Annotated in this window: 26 protein-coding genes; 15 read left to right on the forward strand and 11 right to left on the reverse strand. The window is 68.4% G+C overall.

The window, feature by feature from the left end; all coding sequences use genetic code 11:
- The first annotated feature begins 1 nt into the window (after position 1).
- The 4 genes from ACE3UA_RS01100 to ACE3UA_RS01115 are packed head-to-tail and all read left to right on the forward strand — an operon-like array spanning position 2 to position 2,140.
- The gene (locus ACE3UA_RS01100; RefSeq protein WP_374641628.1) at positions 2 to 475 is read left to right on the forward strand and encodes a chemotaxis protein CheW; all 474 of its coding nucleotides are present in this window, start codon (positions 2 to 4) and stop codon (positions 473 to 475) included.
- The gene (locus tag ACE3UA_RS01105) at positions 472 to 1,359 is read left to right on the forward strand and encodes a protein-glutamate O-methyltransferase CheR (protein WP_374641630.1); all 888 of its coding nucleotides are present in this window, start codon (positions 472 to 474) and stop codon (positions 1,357 to 1,359) included. The genes ACE3UA_RS01100 and ACE3UA_RS01105 overlap by 4 nt, the downstream gene beginning before the upstream one ends.
- A 20-nt stretch (positions 1,360 to 1,379) precedes the next feature.
- Positions 1,380 to 1,766, forward strand: a complete 387-nt coding sequence (locus ACE3UA_RS01110) for a response regulator (RefSeq protein ID WP_374641632.1) — start codon at positions 1,380 to 1,382, stop codon at positions 1,764 to 1,766.
- On the forward strand, positions 1,766 to 2,140 hold the full coding sequence (locus ACE3UA_RS01115) for a hypothetical protein (protein ID WP_374641634.1): 375 nt from the start codon (positions 1,766 to 1,768) through the stop codon (positions 2,138 to 2,140). Before ACE3UA_RS01110 ends, ACE3UA_RS01115 begins: the two co-directional genes overlap by 1 nt.
- A 110-nt stretch (positions 2,141 to 2,250) precedes the next feature.
- Here ACE3UA_RS01115 and ACE3UA_RS01120 read toward each other — a convergent pair whose 3' ends face one another.
- The 5 genes from ACE3UA_RS01120 to ACE3UA_RS01140 form a co-directional block, all read right to left on the reverse strand.
- Positions 2,251 to 3,318 carry an ABC transporter ATP-binding protein gene (locus ACE3UA_RS01120; RefSeq protein ID WP_374641636.1) on the reverse strand — a complete coding sequence of 356 codons (1,068 nt, stop codon included), beginning with the start codon at positions 3,316 to 3,318 and terminating at the stop codon, positions 2,251 to 2,253.
- 62 nt (positions 3,319 to 3,380) lie between these two features.
- Positions 3,381 to 4,211, reverse strand: coding sequence for a carbohydrate ABC transporter permease (locus ACE3UA_RS01125; RefSeq protein ID WP_197641842.1), 831 nt, complete (start codon positions 4,209 to 4,211; stop codon positions 3,381 to 3,383).
- On the reverse strand, positions 4,208 to 5,116 hold the full coding sequence (locus ACE3UA_RS01130) for a carbohydrate ABC transporter permease (protein WP_374641639.1): 909 nt from the start codon (positions 5,114 to 5,116) through the stop codon (positions 4,208 to 4,210). The genes ACE3UA_RS01125 and ACE3UA_RS01130 overlap by 4 nt, the downstream gene beginning before the upstream one ends.
- Before the next feature lie 85 nt (positions 5,117 to 5,201).
- Complete coding sequence (locus tag ACE3UA_RS01135; protein WP_374641641.1) at positions 5,202 to 6,425, reverse strand: extracellular solute-binding protein; 1,224 nt, start codon at positions 6,423 to 6,425, stop codon at positions 5,202 to 5,204.
- 247 nt (positions 6,426 to 6,672) lie between these two features.
- A complete protein-coding gene (locus tag ACE3UA_RS01140; RefSeq protein ID WP_374641643.1) occupies positions 6,673 to 7,554 on the reverse strand; it encodes an NAD-dependent epimerase/dehydratase family protein in 882 nt (293 codons plus the stop codon).
- A gap of 262 nt (positions 7,555 to 7,816) precedes the next feature.
- On the opposite strand from ACE3UA_RS01140, the gene ACE3UA_RS01145 reads away from it, so the two are divergent.
- From ACE3UA_RS01145 to ACE3UA_RS01155, 3 genes are read left to right on the forward strand one after another with little or no spacing between them, the layout of a single operon-like run.
- A complete protein-coding gene (locus ACE3UA_RS01145; protein ID WP_374641645.1) occupies positions 7,817 to 8,956 on the forward strand; it encodes a hypothetical protein in 1,140 nt (379 codons plus the stop codon).
- 21 nt (positions 8,957 to 8,977) lie between these two features.
- Positions 8,978 to 9,775 (forward strand): SDR family NAD(P)-dependent oxidoreductase, encoded by a 798-nt coding sequence (locus ACE3UA_RS01150; protein WP_374641647.1) that lies wholly within the window; start codon positions 8,978 to 8,980, stop codon positions 9,773 to 9,775.
- Positions 9,776 to 9,784: 9 nt separating this feature from the next.
- Positions 9,785 to 10,753 (forward strand): ornithine cyclodeaminase family protein, encoded by a 969-nt coding sequence (locus ACE3UA_RS01155; protein WP_374641649.1) that lies wholly within the window; start codon positions 9,785 to 9,787, stop codon positions 10,751 to 10,753.
- 84 nt (positions 10,754 to 10,837) lie between these two features.
- On the opposite strand, the gene ACE3UA_RS01160 is transcribed toward ACE3UA_RS01155, so the two are convergent.
- Positions 10,838 to 12,370, reverse strand: a complete 1,533-nt coding sequence (locus ACE3UA_RS01160) for a M81 family metallopeptidase (protein ID WP_374641651.1) — start codon at positions 12,368 to 12,370, stop codon at positions 10,838 to 10,840.
- A 199-nt stretch (positions 12,371 to 12,569) separates the two neighbouring features.
- On the opposite strand from ACE3UA_RS01160, the gene ACE3UA_RS01165 reads away from it, so the two are divergent.
- Positions 12,570 to 14,015, forward strand: coding sequence for an aldehyde dehydrogenase family protein (locus ACE3UA_RS01165; protein WP_374641653.1), 1,446 nt, complete (start codon positions 12,570 to 12,572; stop codon positions 14,013 to 14,015).
- A gap of 17 nt (positions 14,016 to 14,032) precedes the next feature.
- Positions 14,033 to 15,175 carry an amidohydrolase/deacetylase family metallohydrolase gene (locus ACE3UA_RS01170; RefSeq protein ID WP_374641655.1) on the forward strand — a complete coding sequence of 381 codons (1,143 nt, stop codon included), beginning with the start codon at positions 14,033 to 14,035 and terminating at the stop codon, positions 15,173 to 15,175.
- Positions 15,176 to 15,190: 15 nt separating this feature from the next.
- Here the strand turns inward: ACE3UA_RS01170 and ACE3UA_RS01175 are convergent, their stop codons facing one another.
- From ACE3UA_RS01175 to ACE3UA_RS01195, 5 genes are all read right to left on the reverse strand, one after another.
- The gene (locus tag ACE3UA_RS01175; protein ID WP_374641657.1) at positions 15,191 to 15,973 is read right to left on the reverse strand and encodes an SDR family NAD(P)-dependent oxidoreductase; all 783 of its coding nucleotides are present in this window, start codon (positions 15,971 to 15,973) and stop codon (positions 15,191 to 15,193) included.
- A 29-nt stretch (positions 15,974 to 16,002) separates the two neighbouring features.
- Positions 16,003 to 17,148, reverse strand: a complete 1,146-nt coding sequence (locus ACE3UA_RS01180; RefSeq protein WP_374641659.1) for an alanine racemase — start codon at positions 17,146 to 17,148, stop codon at positions 16,003 to 16,005.
- A gap of 114 nt (positions 17,149 to 17,262) precedes the next feature.
- Positions 17,263 to 18,180 carry a LysR substrate-binding domain-containing protein gene (locus tag ACE3UA_RS01185; RefSeq protein WP_374641661.1) on the reverse strand — a complete coding sequence of 306 codons (918 nt, stop codon included), beginning with the start codon at positions 18,178 to 18,180 and terminating at the stop codon, positions 17,263 to 17,265.
- Between the two features lie 199 nt (positions 18,181 to 18,379).
- Positions 18,380 to 19,444 (reverse strand): D-TA family PLP-dependent enzyme, encoded by a 1,065-nt coding sequence (locus ACE3UA_RS01190; RefSeq protein ID WP_374641663.1) that lies wholly within the window; start codon positions 19,442 to 19,444, stop codon positions 18,380 to 18,382.
- Between the two features lie 13 nt (positions 19,445 to 19,457).
- Positions 19,458 to 20,300, reverse strand: a complete 843-nt coding sequence (locus ACE3UA_RS01195; protein ID WP_374641665.1) for an SDR family NAD(P)-dependent oxidoreductase — start codon at positions 20,298 to 20,300, stop codon at positions 19,458 to 19,460.
- A 211-nt stretch (positions 20,301 to 20,511) separates the two neighbouring features.
- On the opposite strand from ACE3UA_RS01195, the gene ACE3UA_RS01200 reads away from it, so the two are divergent.
- The 6 genes from ACE3UA_RS01200 to ACE3UA_RS01225 all read left to right on the forward strand — a co-directional run bounded on the left by ACE3UA_RS01200 (position 20,512) and on the right by ACE3UA_RS01225 (position 26,912).
- Complete coding sequence (locus ACE3UA_RS01200) at positions 20,512 to 22,062, forward strand: trimethylamine methyltransferase family protein (RefSeq protein ID WP_374641667.1); 1,551 nt, start codon at positions 20,512 to 20,514, stop codon at positions 22,060 to 22,062.
- A gap of 64 nt (positions 22,063 to 22,126) precedes the next feature.
- Positions 22,127 to 23,206 carry an alcohol dehydrogenase family protein gene (locus tag ACE3UA_RS01205; RefSeq protein ID WP_374641927.1) on the forward strand — a complete coding sequence of 360 codons (1,080 nt, stop codon included), beginning with the start codon at positions 22,127 to 22,129 and terminating at the stop codon, positions 23,204 to 23,206.
- Positions 23,203 to 24,327, forward strand: coding sequence for a mandelate racemase/muconate lactonizing enzyme family protein (locus ACE3UA_RS01210; protein WP_374641669.1), 1,125 nt, complete (start codon positions 23,203 to 23,205; stop codon positions 24,325 to 24,327). Before ACE3UA_RS01205 ends, ACE3UA_RS01210 begins: the two co-directional genes overlap by 4 nt.
- A complete protein-coding gene (locus tag ACE3UA_RS01215; protein ID WP_374641671.1) occupies positions 24,327 to 25,433 on the forward strand; it encodes a mandelate racemase/muconate lactonizing enzyme family protein in 1,107 nt (368 codons plus the stop codon). Before ACE3UA_RS01210 ends, ACE3UA_RS01215 begins: the two co-directional genes overlap by 1 nt.
- Before the next feature lie 7 nt (positions 25,434 to 25,440).
- Positions 25,441 to 26,169 carry an SDR family NAD(P)-dependent oxidoreductase gene (locus tag ACE3UA_RS01220; RefSeq protein ID WP_374641673.1) on the forward strand — a complete coding sequence of 243 codons (729 nt, stop codon included), beginning with the start codon at positions 25,441 to 25,443 and terminating at the stop codon, positions 26,167 to 26,169.
- A gap of 11 nt (positions 26,170 to 26,180) precedes the next feature.
- Entirely contained in the window at positions 26,181 to 26,912 is a 732-nt protein-coding gene (locus tag ACE3UA_RS01225; RefSeq protein ID WP_374641675.1) for an SDR family NAD(P)-dependent oxidoreductase, read from the forward strand.
- The last annotated feature ends 74 nt before the right edge of the window (positions 26,913 to 26,986 follow it).

Below are 26,986 nucleotides of genomic sequence, written 5' to 3' on the forward strand. Positions count from 1 at the left end.
CATGTCCGCAGCAGCGGAGCTTTCAAAGGCCGACGACCGCGAACTGGTCAGCTTCCGGGTCGGCGGGCAGGATTTCTGCGTCGACATCATGGCGGTGCGCGAGATCCGCGGCTGGACCCCGGCCACCGTCCTGCCGCACGCACCCGCCTATATTCTCGGGGTGATCAACCTGCGCGGGGCCGTGGTGCCGATCGTCGATCTTGCCGCGCGCATGGGGCTGGAGCCGATCCGCCCCGATGCCCGACATGTCATCGTGATCTGCGTCGTCGACCATCAGACCGTGGGCTTCCTCGTCGACGCCGTTTCGGACATCCTCAGCGTGAGGCATTCGCTGATCCAGCCGACTCCGGCGGTCTCCTCGGACATCACCCGCGCCTTCTTCGAGGGCGTGATCGCGATCGACCAGCGCATGTTGCGGCTGATCGATATCGAGGCCGTCCTGCCCCCGATCGCCACCCGGCAGGAGCGGCCATGACCACGCCCGCTCCGCTGACCGCCGGCTGGTCGCGGCCAGGTCGCGACCTGTCCTATACGCCCGAGGATTTTCAGCGGATCGCCCGGTTCATGTATGACGCCACCGGAATCCGGCTGACCGAAGCGAACGAGCGGATGGTCTATGCCCGGCTGGCCGGGCGGGTCCATGACCTCGGGCTCGACGGTTTCTCGACCTATGTGGACAGGGCGACATCTTCCCTGGCGGGAGAGGAGCGCGACCGTCTGATCTCCTCCCTCACGACGAATACCACGCATTTCTACCGGGAAAGCTATCATTTCGACTATCTGGCCGGGCAGATCATCCCGGATTTCATCACGCGCGCCCGCGCCGGAGAGCGGATCCGGATCTGGTCGGCGGGCTGCTCGACCGGGGAGGAGGCCTATAGCATCGCGATATGCCTGCTGCAGCATTTCCCCGAGGCGCCGCAGCATGACCTCAAGATCCTGGCCACCGACATCGACCGTGCCGTGCTGGCCCGGGCGGTCACGGCCCTCTATCCGCCGGGCAGCCTGCGGGGCGTGCCGAAGGCGCTGATCGACAGCTGTTTCGATCCGGTCCCGGGCGGCGATCTTCGCACGCCCCGGCCGCAGATCAAGGCGATGGTGACCTTCCGGCCGCTCAACCTGATCGGCCATTGGCCCTTCAGCGGGCGTTTCGACGCGATCTTCTGCCGCAACGTCGCGATCTACATGGACGGCCCCACCCAGGAGCGGATCTGGACCGGCTTCCATCAGGTGCTGCGTCCCGGCGGTCACCTCTTCATCGGCCATTCCGAGCGGCTTTCGCCCTCGTTGAAGGGCCGTTTCACTATGGTGGGCAATACCATCCACCGACGCAACGGCGACCCGGCCAGGGGCCGGTGACCAGGGATCAGGAGCAGGACATGGCACTCAAGGACAGCATCTCGATCATGGTGGTCGACGACATGGCGACCAGCCGCAGCCTGATCATCATGGCGCTGGAGGAAATGGGGATCAGGAAGATCGACTTCCGCAAGGACGGGGCCGAGGCGCTGCAATCGCTGGTGGCGAACCCGGTGCATCTGGTGATCTCGGACTACAACATGCCGGGGATGGACGGGCTGGGCCTGCTGAAGGGCCTGCGCGAGAACCGGGTCACCGCAAGGATCGGCTTCGTCCTGGTCAGCGGCCGGATGACACCCGAGATCATGAACGCCGGCAAGGCGCTTGGAATGAACAACTACATCCAGAAGCCCTTCAGCACCCCGCAACTCAGGGCCTGTCTGCAGGCGGTGGTCGGGCCGCTTTGATGACCGGACCGCAGCCCCCCGGGACCATCCCGCTGCGCGATCTCTTTGCCACCCTGGCGGAACAGCTGCGGCAACAGGCGCTGCAGGGGCGCGGGATCGAGGATCGCGTCGGCGACGTGATCCTTGACGGCGCCAGCGGGGCAGAACGGCTGCGCAACTCGTTGCAGGGGCTGGATCATATCGTCCAGACCCTGAACGAACTGTCGCATTTCCTCGACGATGTCGCGCTGGAAACCGATGGCCACCTGCGGCTGGCGGTCGCGGGTCCGGCACGGCGGCTGCGGCTGCGCAAGCTTGCCGAGGCGCTGGGGGCGCGGCGGGAGCCGATTGGCCAAACTCCCCTGCATGCGGCGGGAGAGGTCGATCTCTTTTAGCCGGTGCAGGCTTCCCATGCGGCAGATGGCGGGCAAGGACGGCAGGTCGGTCCGGTTCACCGGGTTCGCCTCCGTCCAACGCCTCCTTTTGCGCTTGCCAGCCGGGCAGGTCAGCCGGCCCCGCCCTGGATCCGGCGCCCCGTCGCATCGTCGAAAAGATGTGCCTTCCCCGCGGGCCAGGTCAGGTGGATCCTCTGGCCGGGGCGGAAATCGTGACGCTCGGTGAAGACGGCGCAAAGCGGCATCCCGGCGACCCGGGCATAGACCTGGATATTGGCGCCGGTCGGCTCGACCACCTCGACCTCGGCGGCAAGGCCGGCGCCATCGGCCGACAGCACCAGATGCTCGGGCCGGATGCCGAAGACCACCGCCTGCCCCGCCGCGCCCTGCCCCGGCGGCGCCAGGCGGCTGCCGTCGGGCAGGACAACCGCGCCCTGCTCCAGCTTGCCGCGCAGGAAGTTCATCGAGGGAGAGCCGATGAAATCGGCCACGAAAAGGTTGGCGGGGGTGTCGTACAGTTCCAGCGGCGTGCCGATCTGCTCGATGTTGCCGGCGTTCATCACCACGATCCGGTCGGCCATGGTCATCGCCTCGATCTGGTCATGCGTGACATAGACCGAGGTGGTCTGGAGCCGCTGGTGCAGGGCCTTGATCTCGGTCCGCATCACCACGCGCAGCTTGGCGTCGAGGTTCGACAAGGGCTCGTCGAACAGGAACACCTGCGCGTCGCGCACCAGGGCGCGCCCCATCGCCACCCGCTGCCGCTGGCCGCCCGAAAGCTGCCGGGGCGAGCGTTCGAGGAATTTCGACAGGTTCAGGATCTCGGCCGCCTCGCGCACCTTGCGGTCGATCATGTCCTTGGCCATCCGCTTCAGGCGCAGGCTGAAGCTCATGTTCTCGTAGACCGACATATGCGGGTAAAGCGCGTAGTTCTGGAACACCATGGCGATGTCGCGCGCCTTGGCCGGCACGTCGTTGACCACCCGGTCGCCGATCAGGATGTCGCCGCCCGAGATCGTCTCCAGCCCCGCGATCATGCGCAGGAGCGTCGACTTTCCGCAGCCGGAGGGGCCGACCAGCACGACGAATTCCCGGTCGCGGATCTGCAGGTCGATCCCGTGCAACACCTCCATCGCACCGTATTTCTTCCTGACCCCGCGGATGGTGACAGAGGACATCGTTCAATCCTTATTAGGCAGCAGGGCCTTGTTGAGCAGTCTGGCGTTGTGAAGCGGCCGGGTCATTTGACGGCACCCAGCGCCATGCCCCGGATGAGGTAGCGTTGCAGCCAGGAGAACACGATGGCGACCGGAACGGTGGCCAGGACGGTCGCGGCCATCACATGGTGCCATTCGACCTGGTAGCGCCCGGCGACCTGGGCATAGATCTGCACCGGCAGGGTGAAGTCTTCGGACGAGCGCATCATGGTCAGCGCCAGGACGAATTCGTTCCAGCTGTTGATGAAGGTGAAGATCGCGGTCACCACCATGGCCGGCACGGCCAGCGGCAGGAAGATGCGGACCAGGCTGGTCAGGTGGCTGGCCCCGTCCATCCAGGCGGCCTCTTCCAGGTCGCGCGGGATCGAGTTGAAGTAGCTTTGCAGCATCCAGATGGTGAAGGCCATGTTGAAGGCGGCATAGGTCAGCACCAGCGAGTTCAAGTCGTTGACGAGGCCGAGGCTCATCATCAGCCGGAAAAGGCCCAGCACCAGGACGATGGGCGACATCATCTGCGTCATCAGCAGGAAGGTGCGATAGGCCCCCTTGCCCGCGAAACGATAGCGCGACATCGCATAGGCGGCCGGGATCGACAGCAGGAGCGCCACGGCCGTGGCCGCGACGCTGACGTAAAGGCTGTTCAGAAGCGCCCCGCCGAAATTGGTCTTGACCCACATCTCCGAAAAGTTCTCCCAGCGGAATTCGCTGAAGCCCCAGGTCGGCGGATAGGTGAAGAGTTCGGCCCGGGGGCGCACGGCGGTGACGAACATCACGCCGAAGGGGAACAGGATCACCACCATCAGCGGCGACAGGATCGCCCAGTAGATCAGGCTGCGCTTCAGCTTGCCGGTCATGCCTTGACCTCCTCTTCCGGGGCGGCATCGTCGCGGTCGTTGCGGCTGACCAGGGCGACGTAAAGCATGGTGAAGGCCAGAAGGACGAAGAACATCACCAGCGAGATCGCCGCCGCCTTGCCGAGCTGCCCGAAGCGGAAGGCGAGCTTGTAGAGGTAGGTGACGAGGATGTCGGTGCCATTGGCCGGCCCGCCCTCGGTCATCACCCAGATGATCGGCAGCGAGTTGAAGACGTAGATCACGTTCAGCACGATGGCGATGTTGATGAAGGGCTTCATCAGCGGCAGCGTGATGTGGCGGAACTGGTCCCAGCCCGAGGCGCCGTCCACCACTGCCGCCTCATAGGCGTCCTGCGGCATCGACGACAGCCCGCCCAGCAGGATCGTGGTGGTGAAGGGGATCGAGACCAGGATGCCGACCAGGATCTCGACCACGAAGGCGGTCGAGGCGGTGGCGAGCCATTCGACCGGCTGGTCGATGATGCCCGCGTTCATCAGCGTGGCGTTCAGAAGTCCCGCGCGCCCGTTCAGCGCCCAGCGCCAGACCACCGCCGTCATGGTCAGCGAGATCGCCCAGGGCAGCATGATGATCACCCGCGCCAGGCCGCGACCGTGGAAATCGTCGTTCAGGATCATCGCCACCGGCATCGAGATCGCCAGCGTCCCGCCCACGACCGCGAAGGTCCAGATGCCGGTGCGCCAGAGCGATTCCCAGAACAGGGGGTCGGCAAAGACCTCGTGATAGTTCTCGCCGCCGTTCATCCCCGTCAGCTTGCCGAAGCGGCTGACGTCCTGCATCGAGGTCCAGGCGAGGTCGAAGATCGGGTAGCCGATGATCGCGACCGCAAGCGCCAGGCCCGGCAGGATCATCATCAGCGGCACGGATTTCTGGAAGCGGTTTGCCATGGTTCCCCCGGCCCCGCACCTTGCGGGGCGCCTCGTCGTTCGGGCAGGAGAGAGCGGCGCGGGGCCGCTCTCTTTCTGGTCAGGATCAGAGACCGCGGATCTTGTTGATCTCGCCCGCGGCAGCCTTCAGCCCGTCTTCCGGGGTGACTTCGCCGAGGTAGATCTGCTGCATGGTCCGCACGGTCACGTCGGCGATCTCTTCCCAGTTCGCGATGGTGGGGGCGAACTTGGCATAGGGCAAGCCGGCCGCGAAACCGGCCACGTCCGGGTCCTCGGTGAAGTAGGGCAGCGCCGCCACGTTCTTCGTCACCGGCAGGAAGCCCTCGCCCATGTCGAACTTCTCGCGCCATTCATCCTTGTAGGCGAATTCGATGAACTTCCACGCCGCTTCCTTCGCGTCCGAATCCGCGAACATCATCAGCGTGTCGGTGACACCATAGGTCGCCTTGGCCTTGCCTTCCGGGAAGGGCAGGATCTGGTACTTCAGGTCCGGCGCCTCGGCCTTGATCTGCGGGATCAGCATCGGGAAGGTGAAGATGGTGCCGACCTTGCCCTGCTTGAACAGGTTGAACACATCCTCGCGGGTGTAGTTCGTGGGCGAGGGCTGGGTCAGCCCCTCGTCGATCATCTTCTTGTAGAGATTCGCCGCCTCAAGCGCCTCGGGCGTGTCAAGGCCGCTGGTGCCGTCGGCCTTGAGGATGTCGCCGCCATGGGTCCAGAGCGAGTAGTAGTAATAGGCGTCGGTCTCGATCTCCTTGCCTTGCAGGCCGAAGGCGAAGGTTTCCGGCAGCGCCGCGATCTTCTTCGAGGCCTCGTAAAGCTCGTCCCAGGTCTTGGGCGGGCTTGCCCCGGCCTTCTCGTAGAGATCCATGTTGACCATCATCGCCCGGGCCGAGGCCGCGACCGGCAGGCCCATGGTCTGGCCCTCGATCACGCCCGGCGCCATGAAGGTGTCGATGAAGGTGCCCTTGAACTCGGGCGTCAGGTAGCCGTCAATCGGCTCGGCCACGCCCTGCGAGGCGAAATCCAGCAGCCAGCGGGTGCCGATGATCGAGATGTCGGGCGCGCTGCCGCCGGCCACATCGGTGGTCAGCCGCTGCAGAAGCGTGTCCCAGGGAACGACCTCGATGTTGATCTTGATGTCGGGGTTCTCGGCCTGGAAGGCGTCGGCGACTTCCTGGAAAAAGGGGCCGGTCTTCGAGCTGTATTCGGCGACGGTGAAATCGACGACGGTCTCGGCCGAGGCAAGGCCGGCCATGCCCAGGCTGAGGGCCAGGATCGCCGTCGACGTCCGGAAGGGATGGGTCATGTGGAGTTGTCTCCTGTTGGTGTTACGGGATTCGCGGTGCTTGTTCCGAAGCGGCTTCTGCTGGCCGTTCTTGATGGGCCCACTGTGAAGTCCGAAGCCCGGCAATAGAAATTGAATTAACGCATGGGGGTATGTTGGCCCTGCATAGGATTGAAAAGCAAAGGGAAACACGGTTCCCTGGAACAGGATGGGGCGCCCGGCCTTGCGGCGGGGCGCCCCGAATCCGGCGTCGCGCGATGGCGGCGGGTCAGCCGTTCGGACCGGGCCAGTCATGCTCGGGCGCATAGCCCAGCAGGCGGCGCGCCTTGTCGATCGACAGAAGCGTCTCGCGCCCCCTCACCGGGCCGCGCAGCTCGACCCCCGGGAAGATCTCGGCCATCAGCCCGGCGCTGTCGCGGGTCATCACCGTATTGGCGTTGGCGATGATGAAATGCTCCGCGCCCTCGATGTCGACATGCAGCGACCGGCGCACCGCCTGGGCCGCGTCGCGGGCGTCGATATAGCCCCAGAGGTTCCATTCCCGGAAGCGCGGCGTATCCTGCCAGCCGGCGAAGCGGGCATAGTCCTGCGGCTCCATCACGTTCGACAGGCGCAGGCCGATGAAGGTGGTGCCGGGGTTCCAGCGGGCCATCTGGCGGGCCATTTCCTCGGACAGGTCCTTGGACAGCGCATAGGCGCTTTCCGGCCGCATCGGGTGATCCTCGTCGATCGGCGCGTAGGCGGGGGGATTCGCGGCGCTGAGCGGCAGGCCCAGCGTGGTCTCGGACGAAGCCCAGACGATGCGCCGCACGCCCGCCCGCAGGGCCGCGTCGAAGACGTTGTAGGTCGAGACGATGTTGGTGCGGAAGGTCAGTTCCTCGGGATTGGTGTCCGGCACCGGGATCGCGGCCAGATGCACCACGGCATCCGGCGTGCGGAACTGGCGGAACGGATGGTCCTTGCCGCCGGTCCATTGCATCGCATCCATCACCTGGCCGAAGTCGGTCAGGTCGACCCGCAGCATCGGGCAGACCGGATCGGACGAGGGCGCCATGTCCACGTTCAGCACGGAATAGCCGCGCTCGACCAGATGGCGGCAGACCGCCCGGCCCGCCTTGCCGCTGCCCCCGGTGACGACGATGTTCTTCATCTGCGGCTCTCCCTTCAATGCATTGCACATCGCTCAAGCCAGCCCATGCCGGGCGTTCCCCACCCGTCCGGCACCAGCGGCGAACGATGCGCCAGACTTCCTTAGACTGCCCTCCGCCCGCAGGCGAATGCGTTTCCCGAATGCCGCCATGCCGGCAAGGCATTGGCCGCCCCGCCGCCCCGGCGATAGCGTCAGGGCAGGAAACGGGGCGCCCTGCCCCTGCGGTCGGCTGGCGCGCAACCGCGCGCGATGGAGGCAAGCGTTGCTGCGCGGCATGTTCGTCTATCCCTGGGACCTGCAGGACGAGGGCACGGCCGAGGTCGCCGCCCGGCTGACCGGGACCGGGCTGAACGCGGTCTCGCTTGCCACCGCCTATCACGCGGGCAAGTTCCTGCGCCCGCATGCGCCGCGCGGCCGGGTGTACTTCCCCGAGGACGGCACCGTCTATTTCCGCCCGGATCCCTCGCGCTATGGCCGGCTGCAACCGCAGGCGGCGCGGATGGTCCGCGACCACGACGCGCTGGCCGGACTCGCCCGCCATGCGCCCGGGTTGCAGGTCACCGCCTGGACCGTGGGCCTGCACAACTCGCGCCTGGGGGCGGCGCATCCCGACCTGGCCTGCCAGACGCCCTTCGGCGACGTGCTGGTCAACGCGCTCTGCCCCTCGCAGCCCGAGGTCCGGCGCTATCTGACCGCGCTCTGCCTCGACACCGCCGCCCAGCCGGGCGTGCGCGAGGTCGCGATCGAGACGCCGGGCTTCCAGACCTTTCGCCACGGCCACCACCATGAGTTCGAGCTGCTGGACCTGCCCCCGGCGGCCGAGACGCTGCTGGGCATCTGCTTCTGCCCCGCCTGCCTGACCCGCGCCCGCGAGGCCGGGCTGGACGGCCAGGCCCTGGCGGCCGAGGCGCGGCGCGCGCTCGACGCCTTTCTCGCCGATGGCGGCGCCCCCCTGCCCGACCCGCGACACGATCCCGACTGGGCCGCCATGCAGGATCTGCGGGCCGAGACCGTGACCAGCCTCGTCCGCGAGATCCGCGAGGCCCTGCCGCGCGGGACCGGGCTGTCGATCATCCCCTCGGTCCAGACCCCGAACAGCCTGTGCTGGCGCGAAGGCAGCGACCTGGCCGCCCTGGCCCGCGCCGCCGACCGGCTGGAGGTGACCGCCTACCAGCGCGGGGCGGAGGCCATCGCCGCCGACATCGCCGAGGTCCGCGCCACGGCGGGACCAGAGGCCAGCCTTGGCGTCATCCTGCGCCCGACCTGGCCGCATGTGACCGGCGCCGAGGAGCTTGCCGCCTGTGTCGCCGCCGCCCGGGCCGCGGGGGCGGACCGGATTTCCTTCTACAATTACGGGCATATGCGGCTTCAGTCCCTGGACTGGGTCGCGCGCGCCCTGTGACAGATCCGACCGGAGGACGCCTTGCCCAGACATCACACCACCACCGCCCTCGTGACCGGCGCCGCCCATGGCATCGGCCGCGCCATCGCCCGGCATCTGGCGCGGGAAGGCGCGGCCGTGGCCGTTCTGGACCTTGACGCCGAGGGGGCAGCCGAAACCGCCCGCCTGATCCAGGCTGCGGGTGGCACCGCCTTTGCCACCGGATGCGACATCACCGACATGGCGGCCGTCACCGCCGCCCTGGACGCCTGCGAGGCGGCGATCGGGCCGCTGACGCTGCTGGTCAACAACGCCGCCTTCACCGATGCGGGCGACCTGGCCGGGATCGGGCTGGAGGCATGGCACAAGGAGATCGACGTCAACCTGAACGGCGCCTATCACTGCCTGCGCGCTGTGCTGCCCCGGCTGCAGGCGCGGGGCGGCGGGGCGGTGGTCAACATCGCCTCGGTCAACGGGGTGCGCTACTTCGGCAATCCGGCCTATAGCGCGGCGAAGGCGGGGCTGATCAACCTGACGCAATCGGTCGCCTCGGAATACGGCCGCCACGGCATCCGCTGCAATGCGGTGCTGCCCGGCTCGGTCCGCACCGACAACATCACCTGGAAGATCCGGCAGGAGAAGGACCCGCAGGTCTTCGAAAAGCTTGCCCGCTGGTATCCGATGGGCCGGGTGGCGGAGCCCGAGGACATCGCCAGGGCGGTCTCGTTCCTCGGCTCGGACGAGGCCGGCTACATCACCGGCGTCGCGCTGCCCGTGGATGGCGGGCTTCTGGCCGGGATGAACGTGATGATCGGCGAATTCATCCTGGAATCGCAGTAGGAGGCGGCCATGCTGATCATTTCCGAATCCCTCGCGCAGCAGCTGGTCAGCGTCGAGGAGGCGATCGAGGCGGTCGCCGGCACCTTCGCCGCCATGGCGCGGGGCGAGGCCCGCAACTACCCCGTGGTGCGCGAGGTCCTGGGCCATGCCGGTGCGGTCTATGGCGTGAAGGCGGGCGGCGATGTCTCGGCCCCCTTCCTGGGGCTGAAGGCCGGGGGCTACTGGCCGCACAACCTGGGCCGGGGGCTGACCAACCACCAGTCCTCCACCCTGCTGTTCGACCCCGACACCGGCCGCGCCTCGGCGCTGGTCAGCGCGAACCACCTGACCGGAATCCGCACCGGCGCGGCCTCGGCCCTGGCCACGCGGGAGTTGTCGCGCAAGGATGCCTCGGTGCTGGGGATCATCGGCACCGGCGCCCAGTCGCTGCACCAGCTGCGCGCCACGATGGCGGTGCGGCGAATCGCGAAGGTGCATGCCTGGGACATGAACCCCGAGACGAGCGCCCGCTTCGCCCGGACTCTGGGCGAGATGGGCATCGACTGCGCGGCGGAACCCACGGCCGAGGCGGTCGCCCGCGCGGCCGAGATCATCGTGACCGTCACCCCCTCGCAACAGCCGATCCTGATGCGCGACTGGATCCGCCCCGGCACCCATATCAGCGCCATGGGCGCCGACACCAAGGGCAAGCAGGAGCTGGACCCCGCCCTGGTCGCCGCCGCCCGGGTCTTCGTGGACGAGGCGGCGCAGGCGATCAGCATCGGCGACTGCCAGCACGCCTTCGCCGCCGGACTGATCGCGCCGGCGCAGCTTACGCCGCTGGGCGCGGTGCTGGCCGGCATGGCGACGGGTCGGCAGTCGGCCGACGAGATCACGCTCTTCGACGGCACCGGCGTCGCGCTTCAGGATCTGGTGGTGGCCGACCTGGCCGTGCGGCGCGCGCGGGACAGTGGCCAGGGCATCGAAGTCGACTACTAGACCATCCGGCCCCGGCGCTTTTCCTCCCGGACGCCGGGGCGGAAAGGCCCCGTCTTCTTGCGAAGGCGGGGCCGTTTTCGCCGCTCAGTCCTGCGGCGGGGTCCAGTCGACCTCGGCGTCGATCGGGAACACCGGGCGCGGCATGAAGCGGAAGTCGAACCGCGTCAGCACCGGAGAGGTCAGGCCGGGCACATCGACCTCGATCACCTGCGCGGGCGGGAAGAACTCGTCGAAGCCGGCCCGGAAATGGCCGCGCGACTTGACGACCACGGCCCGCGCCTTGCCGATGTCGAGGCCCATCATCTCCAGGAAGATCGGATCGGCGCATTGCGTGCGGATCGAGATCACCACCACCTGGATGCCGCCCAGGTCCAGCAGCACCGACAGCCCCAGGTTCATCCGCCGCCCGGCATAGAAGCCCCGGCGACCGACGCAATCGCCGTCGCGGATCGCGATGACGCGGGCATCCGCCTCGAACCGGCGCGAGTAGTCGTCGGGCGGCACCCGGTTGAACACCGCGCGGAAGCGGGAACCCTGCCCCAGCGTCGCCGCCTCCTGCGCCAGCGCCGGATCGTTGATCACCCCGACGATCACCCCGGTCGCGCCGGCCTTGTGCAGCGCCTCCAGGATCCACATCGTGTTGCCGTTGCCGCCGCCGCCCGGATTGTCCGACACATCGGCCAGGATCACCGGCGGAAGGGACGGATCGGCCCCCACCGCCAGCACCCGCCGCACCGTATCCTCCAGCCCGGTCAGCTTCGGCACGAAGCGCCTGTGCTGGTTCCAGGCGAAGCGCGCGATCCGGTTCGCGGCCCGCCGCGCGCTGCCGTCCCGCAGGCGTGAGGTCACGATGATCGCCAGCCCGTTCTTCGGCGTGTCGCTATAGGCGAACCCGCCCAGGATCGAGACGTTGATCACCTTGTCGTCCAGCTGCGACTGGCCGAAATTCATGATGTCGGCATAGGGGCCGGCCTCGGTCAGCAGGGTGACGGTCGGTGGCACCAGCGGCAGGCGCAGGAAGGCGACCTCGGGCTTCATCCCGGCGAAAAGCTCGTGCAGGATCGCGGCAGCATCGCGCCCGCGCTCCAGCATGTCGACATGCGGGTTGCTCTGATAGGCCACGATGGCATCCACGCTGGCCATCATCCGTTCCGAGACGTTGCCATGCAGGTCCAGCGTCGCCACCACCGGCACCTCCGGTCCGACGATGGCCCGCACCGCCGCGAAGATCTCGCCGTCCGGGTCGGTGCTGGCCGTGGTGATCATCGCCCCGTGGTTCGAGATGTAGACCGCATCCAGCGGTAGCGCCGCCGTCAGCCGGCTGCGGATCTCCTGCATCGCGGTCTCGAAGAAGGCGTGGTCCAGCGGCCCGCCCGCCTCGACCAGGCCGACGAGGATCGGCACCGGGGTCCAGTCGTCGCGGCTGTCCATCTCGGCGCGAAAGCCCCGGATCTCGGTCGGCAGCTTCGGGTCCGGGCCGTAGAGGTCCTCGAGGACCTCGTCCCCGGCAAGGTAGACCCGCTTGAGATAGTCCTCCTCGGTGACGACGGGGGCAAAGCGGTTGCTCTCGAGCATCAGGCCAAGGATCGCGACGCGGCGGGGGGCGTTCGTGGGCATTCCTGTATTCCCGGTCCAGGTGTCTGGGGAAACGATAGGCCGCGCCGGCGCCCGGCCGCCAATGCAAGGTCGGTCTAGCGCGATGCGCCTGCGGCATGGTCGCCGCCACATGCGTTTGCCGCATGGCGGTATCGGCATTCGGCATTCGCCACGCCCCGCGCGGGTGAATACCTTGCGCCAGACGGCGAAGGTGGAGCGGATGACACAGACGGTGCGGCCCTACTGGCAGAACTACATCGATGGCGCCTGGGTCGATGGCGGCGACGGGAGGCGGATCACCGTGACCGATCCCGCGCTGGACGAGCCCATCGCCGAGGTCGCGCGCGGGACCGCCGCCGACATCGACCGCGCCGTCGCGGCCGCCCGGCGTTGCTTCGACAGCCGCGTGCTGCGCGACCTGCGCCCGCATCGCCGCGGCGACCTGATGCTCGAGGTCGCGCGCCATCTGGGCGAACTGGCCGAGGAGATCGCACTGGTCGAATGCCGCGACAACGGCAAGACGCTGGCGGCGGGCCGGGCCGAGGTCGCGCTGACCCGGCGCTATCTCCAGTATTATGCGGGTCTGGCCGACAAGCTCGAGGGTCGGCAGATCCCGCTCGGGGCGGGCTATGTCGACTATACCACCCACGAACCCTATGGCGTTTCGGCCCAGATCGTGCCCTGGAACGGCCCCCTGCCGGTCGGCGCCCGCTCCATCGCCTGCGCCATTGTCACCGGCAATACCGTCGTCCTGAAATCGCCCGAGGATTCGCCCCTCAGCCTGTTCCTGCTGGCCGAGGCCTGCCACCGGGCCGGCGTCCCGGCCGGGGCGGTGAACATCGTCTGCGGCTATGGCTATGAGGCCGGGGCCGCGCTGGTCGGCCATCCCGACATCGACCATATCGTCTTCACCGGCTCGGTCGAGACCGGGAAAAGCGTGCTGCGCGCCGCAGCCGAACGGGTCATTCCCTGCGTGATGGAACTTGGCGGCAAGTCCGGCGCCATCGTCTATCCCGACGCCGACCTGGAGCAGACCGCCGCCTCGGCCACGCGGGGCATCTTCCACCATGCCGGGCAGATCTGCTCGGCCGGGGCGCGGCTGATCGTGCATCGCTCGATCCATGACGAGCTGGTGGATCGCGTCGCCGCACTGGCCAGGGCCCGCAGCGTCGGGCCGGGAGTGGAGGGCTGCGACATGGGTCCGCTGATCAACGCCCGCCAGCTGGATCGGGTCGAGGCGCTGTGCCGCGCCGGTGTTGCCGAAGGGGCGACGCCTGTCATCGGCGGCGCACGGGTGGCGCAGCGCAAAGGGCATTTCATGGCGCCCACCATCTTCACCGGCGTCCGCCCGGACATGCGCATCGCGCAAGAGGAATTCTTCGGCCCGGTCCTTGTCGTCCTGCCCTTCGACACGCCGGAGGAGGCGCTTTCGATCGCCAACGGCACCGATTACGGTCTGGCGGCGGGTGTCTATACGCGCGACCTGCGTCTGGCGCACTGGACGGCCGAGCGGCTGGTCGCCGGGCAGGTCTATGTCAACGAATGGTGGGCCGGCGGGGTTGAAACGCCGTTCGGCGGCATGAAACGCTCGGGCTATGGCCGCGAGAAGGGGCAAGAGGCGCTGCTCGGCTATGTCCAGACCAAGAATGTCGGCATCCGCTACTGACGCCACGGGAGAATCGCATGCATGACCTGATCCTGAAGGGCGGCCGGGTGATCGACCCGGAACAGGGCCTCGATGCCGTGCTGGACCTGGCCTTCGCGGGTGGCAAGGTCGCCGCCCTCGGCCCCGATCTGGGGCGGGAGGCGCGCGAGGTCCGCAATGTCGCGGGCCGCATCGTCACGCCGGGGCTGATCGACATGCATTCCCATGTCTACTGGGGCGGCACCTCGCTGGGCGTCGATGCCGAGACCATCGCCAAGCGCAGCGGCACGACGACCTTCGTCGACGCGGGCAGCGCCGGGGCGGGCAATTTCGCGGGCCTGCGCAAGTTCATCGTCGAACCCGCCGCGCCGCGCATCCTGGCCTATCTCAACATCTCCTTCCCCGGCATCTTCGCCTTTTCCAAGACCGTGATGATGGGCGAATGCGAGGACCTGCGCCTTCTGGACAGCCGCGAATGCCTGGCCCTGGCCGAGAAGAACCTGGACCTGATCGTCGGGATCAAGGCCCGCGTCGGCGCGCGGGCGGGGGGCAGTTCCGGCCTCGCGCCGCTGCACCTGGCCATCGAGGTGGCCGAGGAAATGGACCTGCCGGTCATGGCGCATATCGACTTTCCGCCGCCCGGCCGGAAAGAGGTGCTGGACGCGCTGCGCCCTGGCGACGTGCTGACGCATTGCTTCCGCCCCTTCCCCAACGCCCCGATCACCAGGGGCAGCCGCATAAGGCAGGACATCCTGGACGCGCATGCGCGGGGCATCATCTTCGACATCGGCCACGGCTTCGGCGGCTTTGCCTTCAAGTCCGCCCGCCCGATGCTGGCCGAGGGGATCCTGCCCGACGTGATCTCGTCCGACGTGCATGTCCTGTGCTGCGACGGCCCCGCGCATGACGTGCTGGCGGTGATGTCCAAGTTCATGGCGCTTGGCATGTCGCTGACCGAGGTGATCCGCGCCACGACCCAGAACCCCGCCCGCGCCCTGCGCCGGCCCGAGCTTGGATCGCTGAAACCCGGCACGCCCGGCGACGCGACGATCCTGGAACTGGCCGAGGGAAGGTTCGAGCATGTCGACGTCTCGGGCGAGGTGATCCTGGCCGAGACCGGCCTTGTCAGCCGCGGCATGGTGCTGCGCGGCCGATGGTGGGCCGAGGGCGGCGCGGGCTGAGCGCCCGCCCGCCGCTTACAGGCAGGTATAGCCGCCGTCGATCACCAGCCCCGCGCCGGTCATGTAGCGGGCGGCGTCGCTGGCCAGATAGACCGCGAGCGGACCCAGATCCTCGGGTTCGCCCAGCTTGCCCATCGGGATGGTCTGGACATAGGCCTCGATGGTCGCGGGATTCTTCTCGGCCCAGATCCGGTTCGGCTCGGTCGCGAAGATGCCGGGGCAGATCGCGTTGACCGTGATCCCGTGCCTGGCCCAGTCCACCGCCAGCGAGCGGGTGAGCATCAGGACGCCCGCCTTCGCCGCCTCGTAATGCCGGCCCTGGATGTTGCGCCCGGCGACCATCGCGTTGATCGAGGCGAGGTTGATGATCCGCCCGCCGGCGCCGCGCCGGATCATCGCGCCGCCCATGTGCTTGCAGCACAGGAAGGTCGAGGTCAGGTTCAGGTCCAGCAGCTGCTGCCACTGGTCCAGCGCCATCTCCTCCAGCCCCAGGTTCACCCGCCGCCCGCCGATGTTGTTGACCAGGATGTCGAAACATCCCGCTTCCTCCAGCGCGCGGGCGCAGGCGGCCTCGCAGGCGGCGGGGTCGGCCATGTCGGCGACGATGGTCACCACCTTGCGGCCCAGCGCGCGGATGTCGGCGGCGGTCCGTTCCAGGCTTTCGGCGCTGCGGGCGGCCATGGTGACATCGGCCCCGGCCTCGGCCAGCGCCAGCGCGATCTCGCGGCCGAGGCCCCGGCTGCCGCCGGTGATGAACACGGTCTTTCCGTCAAGACGGAGGCGGTCGAAGACGCCCATGCTTGCGCTCCCTTTCGGTTGAAATGGTGTCACCAGCCGTTGACGCGGGGCCAGAAATCCGCGACGCGCCGCGGGTCGGCGGGATCGACGACGCGGTAGCCGTCATGCATCGCCGCGGTCATGCAGACATGGTTCGGCAGCACCCGCACCCGCGCGCCCACCGGCAGTTGGTCGAAGGGGAACGGCCCGTCGCTGACCAGCATCCCGTGTTCCTGGTAGACATGCCCCACCCGCAGCCGGCCGATCCGGCGCGAGCAGGTCTCGTCCATGATCATGCCGAAGCCCACATCCTCGGCCAGGCCCGGCGCGCCGGTGCTGCGGTCCTTCGACAACGCCAGTCCGCCCGCGTCGATCAGCGCCGCGTCCAGGTCGGGCCGGTGGCCGATCACCGTGGCCAGGACCGAGACCGCGATATCCTCCAGCCCGTGCGAGGCGATCTCGTGCTGGAACACGTCGCCGAACATGTAGACGCCGCAGCGCATCTCGGTCAGGCCGTCGACATTCCGCCCATGCACCGCCGTGGGGGTCGAGCCCGCGCTGACCACCGGACAGGGCAGCCCCGCCGCGCGCAACTGGTCCGCGGCGGTCACGGCGGCCAGGCGCTCCTCCTCGGCGACCCGGTGCAGATCCTCCAGGCTCCGGCAGTGATAGGAGTTCCCGGCATGGGTCAGCACCCCGGCCAGCCGGGTTCCCGGCAGCACGTGCAGCGCATGGCCAAGGTCCACCACCCCGGCGCTGCCCGCGATCAGGCCCCCGCGCCGTTCGCCCGAGTCGAGTTCGACCAGCAGGTCGACGACCACCCCTTCCGCCACGGCGGCGCGGCTGATCGCCTCGGCCATGGCGCGGCTGTCGGTGATCGCGCCCAGCCGCACCCCGCGCCGGATCAGCCGCGCGACGCGGGGCAGCTTCTCGGGCACCAGCCCCACCGCATAGGTGATGTCGTCGATGCCGTGGTCGGCGAAATACTCCGCCTCCTTCAGGGTGGAAACGGTGATCCCGCCGAAGTTTCCCGCCAGCGCGATCCGCGCCACGTCGATCGATTTCGCCGTCTTCATGTGCGGCCGCAGCTTGACCCCGGTCCCGGCATAGCGGCCCGTCATCCGGGCCGCGTTCCGCTCCAGCCGGCCCCGGTCAAGGATCAGACAGGGGGTTTCCAGGCTGGCAAGGGTGGTCATGGCAGGCTCCGGGCAAGGTCAGGCCCGGCAGGCGGCGGGCGGTCCCGGTCAGTTAACCCCGGTGCAGCGGTGCTGGCCAATGCAAGCTGCGGCACCCGTCATGCCTTTGGCGCATCAGCCCCAGCCGCAATCCTCTTCGCCCGGCAGCAGGGTCCAGAGTTCCTCGGCCATGTCGGGCAAGGGATCGCGCGACCGGATCATCCGCACCTCGACCGGAATGTCCCAATGCTTGTCCCCGGCCCGCACCAGGGTCCCTTCGGCGAATTCGCGCGTGAGATGGCTTTCCGGCAGCCAGGCCGTGCCCCGCCCTTCCGAACTCATCGCCTTCAGCACCGCCGCCATATGCGACACGAACACCCGGTTCAGATGCAGCGGTTCCTCCCAGGTCGCGATCATGTGCTCCACCACCCGCCCGATGGCCGAGGTCTCGGCATAGGCGAGGTAATGCACCGGCTCGTCCTCGGTGCCGGGAAGCTGATCGACGGGATGGCCCTCGGTATCGGGCAGGGTCACCGGCACCAGCCGGTCGCGCATCACGATCTTCGAGGTGAAATGCTCGGTCGGCAATTGCATCGGGATCACCGGATGGGTGTAGCTGATCAGGAACTGGCACTCGCCCCGTTGCAGCATGTGGATGCATTCGTTGAACTGGCTGGTGTCCAGCCTCGTGTTGAACGTGTGGCTGCGCAATTCCAGCGCCCGCAGCCAGCCGGGGAAGAAGTTCAGGGACAGGCTGTGCGTCGCGGCAAAGCGGATGGTCTGCGAGCTGACCTCGCCGATCCGCCGCGCCTCCTCGCGCCCCTGGTACAGGCGGCGCAGCACATCCTCGGCCACCGGGCGGAAGCGTTCGCCGGACAGGGTCAGCGTGATCGGCTGGGTCGTGCGGTTGAAAAGCTGCGCCCCGACCCATTCCTCCAGGCTTTTTATCCTGCGGCTGAAGGCGGGCTGCGTCGTATAACGCGCCTGAGCGGATCGCGAGAAGTTCCGGGTGTCGACAAGGCTCAGGAAGTCTTCCAGCCAGCGGCTTTCCATTCCGTCAACTCCATGCTGTCGCGGGACGCACTAGATCAAGGCCCTGGCCGCGAGTCTATCGCGGCTTTTGGCCGGGACCGAATGCGGGGCGGTCGATCCCGACCTTGCAGTCCAGCCGCGACTGCGCGGGTGAGGGGCGAGGGCTGAGCCGGAGGACCCCGATCCGTGACGCGCGCTGCCCATCGGCCGCCTGCCCCGCTCAGGTCACGCGCCCGCGCGCATCGACCGGCACCTGTTCCAGCCTGCCATCGGCGCCCTCGATCCAGATCCGGTCGAACAGGTTCGAGACGACGCAGACATGGTTCGGCACGATCCGGATCCGCTGGCCCACCGCCAGCGGCCGGGAAGGATCGACCTCCAGGACGCCATGCTCCTCGCTCAGGCCCGTGATCTGGATTTCCGGATGGCCAGGCACATGGCCGTGGCCGGTCAGGCCCAGCAGGTCCGAACTCAGCACCTTGGAGCCCGCGTCGATCACCGCCCGGTCCGGGGTGGGCGTGCTGACCACCGTCGCCAGCACCTGCCCCGCGCAATCCTCCCAGCCGCAGGTGCCGCGCTTCACCAGCGAGCGGTCGTTGTAGATGTAGGTCCCGGCGCGATACTCGGTCAGGACGCCCCCGGCTTCCGAGGCCCACATGTCCGGGGTTCCGCCCGAGGTGACGGTCGGGCATTCCAGCCCGTTCTCGCGCAGCAGATCGCGGGCCGCGCGCAGAAAGCGCGCCGCCTCTTTCGCGCCACCGGCGGCGGGATAGGTCATCAGCCCGCCGAAGTTCAGGCCGGGCGCGGCCGTGATGCCCCGGGCCAGCGCCAGCGCCTCCTGCGGGTCCTGCACCCCGCAGCGCCGCCCGCCGGTGTCGCATTCGACCAGCACCTCCAGCGGGCGCGGCGCGGCAACGAAGGCCGCCGAGAGGCCCGCCACCACCTCCGCGTTGTCGGCGGTGACGGCCAGCCGGGCCAGCCGGTCGGACAGGGCGCGCAGCCGGGCCAGCTTGGCGGTGCCAAGGATGTTGTAGGTGATCAGGATGTCGTCCAGCCCGCCCTCGGCCATCACCTCGGCCTCGCCGATCTTCTGGCAGGTGATCCCCTTCGCCCCCGCCGCGACCTGGGCCTTGGCGAAACGGATCAGCTTGTGGGTCTTGATATGCGGCCGCAGGTGCAGGCCCACCCGGTCGCAATGGTCCTGCAGCGCGCGGATGTTGCGCAGGGCCACGGGTTCGGTGACGACGAAGGCCGGGGTTTCGATGCTGTCGATCGTGTCGGACATGGGTTCCTCCGGTTCAGGCCTTCAGCCAGTCCTTGAACAACTCGCCATATTCCGGATGCCAGCGCGAGAGCGGCGGCCGGTTCTCGGCGATGTCGCCCGCCGCCCAGAGGATGCGCCTGGCGTCGGTCGCGCGGTCCACCTCGTTGTCCGGGCAGAGGATGTAGAAATCCCCCCGCTCGACCGAGGCGAAAAGGAACTCGACCACCTCCTCGGGCGTCCAGGCCCCGGCGGGCTTTTCCCCGCGCCCGCCCGCGGTCAGCGGCGTCCAGACGAAGCCGGGGATGAACAGCCGCGCCTCGACCTTGCCGCCGGGCATGTTGCGCAGGGCGTGCTGCAGCGCCTCGGTGAAGACCTTCACCCCGGCCTTCGAGACATTGTAGGCCGGATCGCCCGGCGGCGTGGTGATCCCCTGCTTCGAGCCGGTGTTGATGATCAGCCCCGGCTCGCCGCTCTCCAGCATCCGGGGCGCGAAGATCTGCGCGCCCCGGATCACGCCCATCATGTTGACCGCGAGGATCCGGTCCCAGTTGCCCTCGACGTCGAAGATCGAACTGCCCGGCTGCATCCCGGCGTTGTTCATCAGCACATTGACCGCGCCCCAGTCCGCCGCCACCCGATCGGCCAGCGCCCGAAGCTCTTCGGCCTCGGCCACGTCGATCGGCACCGCCATCACCTCGTCCGCCAGGGCGCCATCCTCCAGAAGCAGCGCCCGCGCGGCCTCCAGACGGGCGTCGTCCAGATCGGCCAGACAGAGCCGCAGCCCCGACCGCGCCAGATGCCGGGCCGCGGCCAGCCCGATGCCCGAAGCCGCGCCGGTGACGACGGCCACGCCGCCCTTCGCAAGTGCCGGATGCATGTCTGATCTCCCCCCGCTGGCGGCCCGCCAGACCGGCCGCCCCTGGAATAGACCACGGCCTGCGCCCTGCCGCCAATGCCGAATGTCATGGCCGCCCCGCCGGCAGAGAGCCGCACCATGTCGCAAAATCGCCAGCCCGCTTCGTCGCCGTGACTGTGGCAAGGGCCCGGAGGGCGGCAGATGACGCATCCGCATCGCTTGGAGGCCAACCATGAACGAAGTCACCAGAACCGCCCGCGCCGGGGGCCGTGGCGCCCGCCGTGCAATGCGCTCGGCCCCGGATTTCGAGATGCTCCCCGCCCTCAAGCGCGGCATCCCGGAATGCGAGGTCATGGACCAGGGCCGGGTCGAGCAGATCGACGATGCCTCGATGCGGATCCTGGAGGAGGTCGGCGTGATCTTCCGCGACGGGATCGCGCTTGCCGACTGGAAGCGGGCAGGCGCGAAGGTCGAGGGCGAGCGCGTCTATCTGGACCGCGGCCTGGTGCGGGAACTCATCTCCACCATCCCCTCGGGCTGGACCTACCGCGCCCGGAACCCCGACCGCTCCCTCCCCTTCGGCGGCAAGCAGTCGATCTTCGTGCCGATGACCGGCGCGCCCTTCCTGCGCGACCTCGACGACGTACGCCGCTGGCCGACGATCGCCGACCTGAACATGTTCCACAAGCTCGCCCACATGTCGCCCGCGCTGCATTCCACCGCGCATCACATCGTCGAGCCGATGGACATGAAGGTCAGCCACCGGCACCTGCACATCACCTATTCCTCGATGAAACATTCCGACAAGACCTTCATGGGCATGACGACCAGCGGCAAGAATGCCGAGGACGTGATGGACATGTGCGAAATCCTGTTCGGCCGCGACGTGATGGAGGAGACGCCGGTGACCACCGGCAACTGCAACGGCAACTCGCCCCTTGTCTGGGACGAGACCATGCTGTCGGCCATGCGCGCCTTCATCCGACGCAACCAGCCCGTCCTCTGCTCCCCCTTCGTCCTTGGCGGCGCGAACACTCCGGCCTCTGTCGCCCCGGCGGTGGCACAACTGAACGCCGAGGCGCTCTCGGCGCTGGCCTATACCCAGGTCATCCGCAAGGGCGCGCCCGCGATCTACGGCCACTATCTTTCGACCGTTTCGATGAAATCCGGCGCGCCGATGGCGGGGACGCCCGAGATCAGCCTGATGAACTTCATGATCGGCCAGATGGCGCGCTTCTACAACGTGCCGTGGCGGACCTCGAACCTTCTGGGCGGGGCAAAGACCTTCGACGCGCAAGCGGGCTATGAAAGCGCCATGACGATGAACGCCGTCCTCCATGCCGGGGCCAACTACATCTGGCACTCCGCTGGCTGGAACGAGGCCGGGATGCATTGTTCCGTCGCCAAGTTCGTGGTCGATGCCGAGATGTGCCAGATGGGCTACCGCATGGCGGAAGGCCCGCGCTGGGACGATTTCGACGCCGCGATGCAGGCGGTGCGCGACGTCGGCCCCGGCGGCCACTACCTCGGCCATCCGCACACGCTGGAGAACTTCGAGCGCGCCTTCTTCATGCCGAAACTCTTCGACAACAATTCGATCGAGCAGTGGCAGGCCGAGGGTTCCGTCGAGATCACCCAGCGCGCCCTTGACCGGGCGAAGCAGCTCCTCGCCGATTATGAGGAGCCGAAGCTGGACGAGGGCGTGAACGAGGCCCTCCTGGACTACATCGCCCGCCGCGAACGCGAGATCCCGGCCGTGGACGAGTTGAACACCGAATACTGAGCCTTGGATCCGGCCTCCTTCCGGGGGCCATTTCTTCGCGATGGAGAGGCGATTGCCCCAGACGATGCACGCAGTCCTGCTGACCGGCCACGGCGGCTATGAGGCGCTGGAGTATCGCACCGATGTGCCGGTGCCGCAGCCGAAAGCGGGCGAGGTGCTGATCCGCGTCGCGGCGGCCGGGGTCAACAACACCGACATCAACACCCGCACCGCCTGGTATTCCAGGGCCGTGACCGACGGGTCGAATGCCGGGGGCGCGGGCGGGTTCGCGGCGGCGGAGGACCGGGATGCCAGCTGGTCGGGCGTGCCGCTGGCCTTCCCCCGCATCCAGGGCGCCGATGCCTGCGGCCGGATCGTGGCGGTCGGTGCGGGCGTGCCGGAGGCGCGGATCGGCGAGCGGGTGCTGGTGCGCAACATGCTGCGCTCGCCCGTGGGCTGGCGGCCCTGGGAATGCTGGACCTTCGGCTCGGAATGCGACGGCGGTTTCGCGCAATATGCCCTGGCCCCCGCGCGCGAGACCTATGCCGTCCGCTGCGACTGGTCGGATGCCGAGCTGGCCTCGATCCCCTGCGCTTGGTCGACGGCGGAGAACATGCTGCACCGGGCGGGCGTCGGCGCCGAGACAGTGCTGGTCACCGGCGCCTCGGGCGGGGTGGGCTCGGCTGCGGTGCAGCTGGCGAAGCGGCGGGGGGCCAGCGTGATTGCGGTCGCGGCAAGGGCGAAGGCCGCCGAAGTGCAGGCGCTGGGGGCAACCCGGGTGATCGACCGCGACGCCGACCTGCTGGCGGAACTCGGCGCGGGCAGCGTCGACGTGGTGATCGACATGGTGGGCGGGCCGGGGGTCGCGACCCTGCTGACGCTCCTCCGCCCCGGCGGGCGCTTTGCCATCGCGGGGGCAATCGCCGGGCCGATGGCCGGGATCGACCTGCGCACGCTCTACCTCAAGGATCTGGCGATGTTCGGCTGCACCTTCCAGGAGGATGCGGTCTTCGAAAACCTGATCCGCTACATCGAGGCGGGAGACATCCGCCCCCTCGTCGCCCGCACCTACCCGCTGTCGGACATCGTCCAGGCGCAGAAGGATTTCCTGTCCAAGGCCCATGTCGGCAAACTGGTCCTGATCCCCCCCGGGGACGCCGGATGAAGATTGCCCGCATCGAACTCTACATGCCGCACCTGCCCTATTCCGGCGGGGTCTACCTTCTGTCCGGCGGGCGGGAATACCGCGGCTTCGACGCCGCCATCGTCCGCGTCCTGGCCGATGACGGCACCGAGGGCTGGGGCGAAAGCACCCCCTTCGGCGGCACCTATATCGCCGCCCATGCCAAAGGCGCGCGGGCGGGGATCGAGGAGATCGCCCCGCATCTGATCGGCCGCGACCCGCGCCAGACCGACCGCATCCATGACGCGATGGACGAGGTGCTGGTCGGCCATCTGCACGCCAAGGCCGCCATCGACATCGCCTGCTGGGATCTCCTCGGCAAATCCCTGGGCCGTCCGGTCTGCGAACTGCTGGGCGGATCGACCGGGGTGCCGATGGGCACCATCTCCTCGATCTACGCGGGCGATCCCGAGGACATGCGCGCCCGGGTCGCCGACCACCGGGCAAGGGGCTACCTGGGCCATTCGATCAAGATCGGCGCGCATGACAGCGAGGGCGGCCCGGCGCTGGATGCCGAGCGCATCGCCGCCTGCTTCGCCGACCGTCGCCCCGGCGAATATTTCATCGCCGATGCCAATGGCGGGCTGATCCCGGAAACCGCGCTTCGGATGCTGGGGATGCTGAAGCCCGGCCTGGATTTCGTGCTGGAAGCGCCCTGCGCCACCTGGCGCGAGACCTTGTCGCTGCGCCGCCGCTGCCCGGTGCCGATCATCCTGGACGAGCTGGTGCAGGACGACGAAAGCCTTGCCCGGCTGATCGCCGACGATGCCGCCGACGGGATTGGCCTCAAGATCACCAAGGCCGGGGGCCTCACCCCCTCGCGTCGCCAGCGCGACATCTGCCGGGCGGCTGGGCTGACGATCAGCGTGCAGGACACCACGGGCTCGGACATCGCCTTCGCCGCGATCACCCATATGGGGGCCACCGTGCCGCCGCGCCTGTTGCGCTGCATCCTGAACAGCCGGGACATGGTGACGCTGAAGACCGCAGATTTCCAGCCGCAAGCCCGCAACGGCGGCATCCTGCCCCCCGACCTGCCAGGTCTGGGGATCACCGTGAAGACCGACGCCCTGGGCGAACCCGTGGGCTTTTGGGGGAATTGATGAAGATCACCGAACTGCATATCTACGCCCACGACCTGCCGGTGAAGAACGGCCCCTACCGCATGGCCATGACCGAGGTCTGGACCCTGCCCACCACATTGGTGAAGCTGGTCTCGGACAGCGGCCATGTCGGCTGGGGCGAGACCTGCCCGGTCGGCTCCACCTATGCCGAGATGCATGTCGACGGCGCCCGCGCGGCGCTGACGGCGATGGCACCGGGCCTGATCGGCGCCGAGGTCGCGCCGTTGCCGCTGCATCAGCGGATGGAGAGCCTGCTGAACGGCCACAACTACGCCAAGGCCGCCATCGACATCGCCGCGCATGACCTGATGGGCCGGGCGCTGGGGGTTTCCGTCGCAACCCTTCTGGGCGGGGCGCTGACCACCCTTGTGCCCTCCTACTATTCCACCATCGTCGGGGCGCCGGACGAAACCGCCCGGATCGCCGCCGAAAAGGCCGCCGAGGGCTATCCCCGCCTGCAGATCAAGGTCGGCGGGCGTGCCGTGGAGGAAGACGTCGAGACGGTCCGCAAGGTCTGGGAGAAGATACGCGGCAAGGGTGTGCGCATGGCGGTGGACGGCAACCGCAGCCTGACCACCCGCGATGCGCTGACCCTCTCGCGCGAATGCCCGGACATTCCCTTCGTGATGGAGCAACCCTGCAACACGGTCGAGGATCTGGCAAAGATCCGGCCGCAGGTGCGGCACGGCATCTACATGGACGAAAACAGCATCAACCTGAACACCGTCGTCACGGCGGTCGGCACCGGGCTGGTCGACGGGTTCGGGATGAAGGTGACGCGGATCGGGGGCCTGCAGCCGATGCGGGTCTTCCGCGACCTCTGCGCGGTGCGCAACCTGCCGCACACCTGCGACGACAGCTGGGGCGGCGACATCATCGCGGCGGCCTGCACCCATGTCGGCGCGACGGTCCAGCCGAAGCTGATGGAGGGGGCGTGGCTGGCCCAGCCCTATATCGACGGCCACTACGACTCGCGGCGCGGCGTGAAGATCGAGGGCGGACATATCCGCCTGCCCGAAGGGCCGGGCCTGGGCGTGGTGCCGGACGAAGGGATGTTCGGGGCCCCGGTGGCTTCGTTTGGATGAGGGAAAGATGAGCGATCTCAAGGGCAGGAAGGCGCTGGTCACCGGCGCGGCGGGCGGCATCGGCGCGGCGGTCGTCAAGGCGCTGCGGGCGCAAGGCGCGCTGGTGGCGGTGGCCGACCGCGACGTGTCGGGGGTGGAGGCCGAGGCGCACCTGCCGGGGAACCTGCTTGAAGGCGCCTATGCCGACGGCCTGCCTGCGGCGGCGAAGGCCGCTTTGGGCGGTCTGGACATCATCGTCAACAACGCCGGCGTGATCACCCGGGGCAAGGTGGACGAGACCTCGGACGCCGACTGGGATCTGTCGGTGGGCGTGAACGTGGAAGCCCCCTTCCGCATCTGTCGGGCGGCGATCCCGCTTCTGGGGCCGGGGTCGGCCATCGTCAACGTGGCGTCGTGCTGGGGCCTGCGGCCGGGGCCGGGCCATGCGGTCTATTGCATGACCAAGGCGGCAATTGCGTCGCTGACACAATGCATGGGGATGGACCACGCCGACAAGGGCATCCGCATCAACGCGGTCGCCCCGAACGAGGTGAACACGCCGATGCTGCGGACGGGCTTTGTGAAGCGAGGCTTTGACCCGGATACGGCGGTGGCGGAACTCGGCAAGACGGTGCCCTTGGGCCGGATCGCGGAGCCGGAGGACATTGCCGATGTGATCCTGTTCCTCGCCTCGGATGCCGCGCGCTACATCGTGGGCACGGTGGTCGAGGTGAATGGCGGGAAGCCGGTGAAATGAGCGGGGGAAACATGCGCTTCGCAGGCAAGGTCGCGCTGGTCACCGGCGGGCGGATGGGCATCGGCCTCGCCATCGCCCGCAGGCTTCGGGACGAGGGCGCGCGGGTCTTCACCGCACAACGCGGGCAGGATGCCGAGTTCGAGGCCGTTGAGGCGGATCTTGCAGATCCCGATTGCCCGGCGCTGGTCGTCGCCGAAGTGATCGCGCGCGCCGGGCGGCTGGACGTGCTGGTGAACAACGCCGGCTTCATGCAGGAGGCGCGGGCCGAGGACATGTCGCTTGCCGACTGGAACCGGATGATCGCCATCAACCTGACGGCGCCCTTCCTGCTGATCAAGGCGGCGCTCCCGCATCTGCGCAGCGCGCGGGGGGCCGTGGTCAACATCGGCAGCATCGAGGGCATCGGCTGCAACCCGCACCACGCCGCCTATTCGGCGACGAAGGCCGGGCTGCACGGGCTGACGCGGGCCATCGCGGTCGACCACGGCGCCGAGGGCATCCGCTGCAACGCGGTCGCACCAGGCTGGATCGACACCGACCTGGCCGAGGCCTATATCGACAGCTTCCCCGACCCGGCCGCTTTTCGGGCCAACATCGCCCGCATCCACCCGGTCGGCCGCACCGGCAAGCCCGAGGATGTGGCGGCGCTGGTGGCCTGGCTGGCCTCGGAAGAGGCGGGCTTTGTCGCCGGTCAGGTCTGGACCATCGACGGCGGACGGATGGTGCAGCTGTCGCTGCCGTGACGGGTTAAGAAAGCCCTGACGCCCGCAGCCATGTGATTGCGAGCGTCAGGTTTTCAGGAAATGTCCACCGTGGA

The sequence above is a fragment of the Tabrizicola sp. genome (assembly GCF_041919135.1).
Taxonomy (GTDB): domain Bacteria; phylum Pseudomonadota; class Alphaproteobacteria; order Rhodobacterales; family Rhodobacteraceae; genus Tabrizicola.

Bases quoted from the DNA above. Each gene is read 5' to 3' on its own strand.
- ACE3UA_RS01100 (WP_374641628.1), top strand. From the start codon at position 2: ATGTCCGCAGCAGCGGAGCTTTCAAAGGCCGACGACCGCGAACTGGTC.
- ACE3UA_RS01105 (WP_374641630.1), top strand. From the start codon at position 472: ATGACCACGCCCGCTCCGCTGACCGCCGGCTGGTCGCGGCCAGGTCGC.
- ACE3UA_RS01110 (WP_374641632.1), top strand. From the start codon at position 1,380: ATGGCACTCAAGGACAGCATCTCGATCATGGTGGTCGACGACATGGCG.
- ACE3UA_RS01115 (WP_374641634.1), top strand. From the start codon at position 1,766: ATGACCGGACCGCAGCCCCCCGGGACCATCCCGCTGCGCGATCTCTTT.
- ACE3UA_RS01120 (WP_374641636.1), bottom strand. From the start codon at position 3,318: ATGTCCTCTGTCACCATCCGCGGGGTCAGGAAGAAATACGGTGCGATG.
- ACE3UA_RS01125 (WP_197641842.1), bottom strand. From the start codon at position 4,211: ATGACCGGCAAGCTGAAGCGCAGCCTGATCTACTGGGCGATCCTGTCG.
- ACE3UA_RS01130 (WP_374641639.1), bottom strand. From the start codon at position 5,116: ATGGCAAACCGCTTCCAGAAATCCGTGCCGCTGATGATGATCCTGCCG.
- ACE3UA_RS01135 (WP_374641641.1), bottom strand. From the start codon at position 6,425: ATGACCCATCCCTTCCGGACGTCGACGGCGATCCTGGCCCTCAGCCTG.
- ACE3UA_RS01140 (WP_374641643.1), bottom strand. From the start codon at position 7,554: ATGAAGAACATCGTCGTCACCGGGGGCAGCGGCAAGGCGGGCCGGGCG.
- ACE3UA_RS01155 (WP_374641649.1), top strand. From the start codon at position 9,785: ATGCTGATCATTTCCGAATCCCTCGCGCAGCAGCTGGTCAGCGTCGAG.
- ACE3UA_RS01160 (WP_374641651.1), bottom strand. From the start codon at position 12,370: ATGCCCACGAACGCCCCCCGCCGCGTCGCGATCCTTGGCCTGATGCTC.
- ACE3UA_RS01165 (WP_374641653.1), top strand. From the start codon at position 12,570: ATGACACAGACGGTGCGGCCCTACTGGCAGAACTACATCGATGGCGCC.
- ACE3UA_RS01170 (WP_374641655.1), top strand. From the start codon at position 14,033: ATGCATGACCTGATCCTGAAGGGCGGCCGGGTGATCGACCCGGAACAG.
- ACE3UA_RS01175 (WP_374641657.1), bottom strand. From the start codon at position 15,973: ATGGGCGTCTTCGACCGCCTCCGTCTTGACGGAAAGACCGTGTTCATC.
- ACE3UA_RS01180 (WP_374641659.1), bottom strand. From the start codon at position 17,148: ATGACCACCCTTGCCAGCCTGGAAACCCCCTGTCTGATCCTTGACCGG.
- ACE3UA_RS01185 (WP_374641661.1), bottom strand. From the start codon at position 18,180: ATGGAAAGCCGCTGGCTGGAAGACTTCCTGAGCCTTGTCGACACCCGG.
- ACE3UA_RS01190 (WP_374641663.1), bottom strand. From the start codon at position 19,444: ATGTCCGACACGATCGACAGCATCGAAACCCCGGCCTTCGTCGTCACC.
- ACE3UA_RS01195 (WP_374641665.1), bottom strand. From the start codon at position 20,300: ATGCATCCGGCACTTGCGAAGGGCGGCGTGGCCGTCGTCACCGGCGCG.
- ACE3UA_RS01200 (WP_374641667.1), top strand. From the start codon at position 20,512: ATGAACGAAGTCACCAGAACCGCCCGCGCCGGGGGCCGTGGCGCCCGC.
- ACE3UA_RS01205 (WP_374641927.1), top strand. From the start codon at position 22,127: ATGCACGCAGTCCTGCTGACCGGCCACGGCGGCTATGAGGCGCTGGAG.
- ACE3UA_RS01210 (WP_374641669.1), top strand. From the start codon at position 23,203: ATGAAGATTGCCCGCATCGAACTCTACATGCCGCACCTGCCCTATTCC.
- ACE3UA_RS01215 (WP_374641671.1), top strand. From the start codon at position 24,327: ATGAAGATCACCGAACTGCATATCTACGCCCACGACCTGCCGGTGAAG.
- ACE3UA_RS01220 (WP_374641673.1), top strand. From the start codon at position 25,441: ATGAGCGATCTCAAGGGCAGGAAGGCGCTGGTCACCGGCGCGGCGGGC.
- ACE3UA_RS01225 (WP_374641675.1), top strand. From the start codon at position 26,181: ATGCGCTTCGCAGGCAAGGTCGCGCTGGTCACCGGCGGGCGGATGGGC.